The following is a 1456-nucleotide window of genomic DNA, read 5'->3' as shown; positions in this document are numbered from 1 at the left end:
TTCCCCGCGCAGCCCGTCCAGCACGATCCGGATCTTGTCTTCCGCCGAGAAATGCCGGCGCGTCGCCCGCCGGATATCCTTCACCACCCGCTCTCCGGGCGCCGCTTTCGCGGCCAAGGATTTTGGTCTCATCTTCGTTCCTTCGTCACTAACGATGAGACCAAAATCCTCCTCTAAACGGAACCCTCAATCTGTCTCAAAGGCGCTGACGGCGGACACTGCGGGCCGAACTTGATCGTCCAACAGCGGATCGTCTCGTAGCTGCCTCGATCCCGCGCTGGGCCAACAGCTCTTCGACGTCGCGGAAACTCAAGGTGAAGCGGAAATAGAGCCACACCGCGTAGCGGATGACCTCCGCCGGGAACCGATGACGCTTGAACGAGAGAGCACGCATGGAGCGCTCCTGCCCGCCTCAGTGGATCGCGTCCAGCCCCCACGCTTCGTCACCGCACCGTTAAGCTGACAGCACCCGCTAAGCAGCCCGTTAAGCTGACAACACCGCTGGAAGGCCCAATATTTATTCGAACAAACCCCTGCCGCACTCACCACACTTATCTACGACATTTGGGCTGACAGGAATCCATCTCCCGGAAGTTCGAGAATCCCATAATGGCGTCGAACAATGGATACAGTTTAGCCGATCCGTCATCGCCATGAGCCAGTAAATCCCAAATGGAAAAAGGAGATGAATTATTAGCCAACGATTCCCCTCGAATGCAAAAACGAAGAATGCTGAAAACAGCCCAATCTGAGAGGAAACTATGAGTATTTTCACGAAAATTTTCTTCATTTTAACACCCTAGATCGACCACTTTTCCAGCTACGCCGACCTGAGCCGCAAGGTTCAAGTTGCCCGTTCTTCCCGCGCCTCCGATTGCGACGGCACCTTGGGTTCGCTCCCAGAAGGGGCTTCGCATGCTAGTGCCAACGACTTCGTGGTAAAATCCGCCACCGACTTGACCCGCTTGAAAGTTCCCAGAAACACCAACACCTCCAGAAACTCCCCCACTCGCCTTCAACTGCGAAGTGACTTGTTTTCCGGTTGTGAGCCGTCCTCTAGCAGCTACACCAGCTCCAACCCCTACATCGACACCAATGCTGACGCCTAAGAGGCCAGTCTTGGGATCGAAAGCAAGACCGGAATTAAAGCCACCACCGAAGCCGTCATAGGCTGAAATTGCACCGCCAACTCCGAATGCAGGCAGCCCACAGACGGCCTTTTTCGCCGTCACCGTAATTGTCCGCCGTCAGCGCCTTTGAGACAGATTGAGGGTTCCGTTTAGAGGAGGATTTTGGTCTCATCGTTAGTGACGAAGGAACGAAGATGAGACCAAAATCCTTGGCCGCGAAAGCGACGCCCGGAGAGCGGGTGGTGAAGGATATCCGGCGGGCGACGCGCCGGCATTTCTCGGCGGAAGACAAGATCCGGATCGTGCTGGACGGGCTGCGCGGGGAA

At 56.1% G+C, this 1456-nt stretch carries 1 pseudogene; it reads right to left on the bottom strand.

Annotated features, from left to right (window positions below):
• Positions 1-221 precede the first annotated feature (221 nt).
• Positions 222-394, bottom strand: a pseudogene (locus ACP69S_RS22025) (IS6 family transposase); the annotation flags it as partial.
• Positions 395-1456: the final 1062 nt, after the last annotated feature.

Source organism: Caulobacter sp. DWR1-3-2b1 (genome assembly GCF_049895765.1).
Lineage (GTDB): Bacteria > Pseudomonadota > Alphaproteobacteria > Caulobacterales > Caulobacteraceae > Caulobacter.
This window is presented reverse-complemented; position numbering and strand designations above follow the sequence as displayed.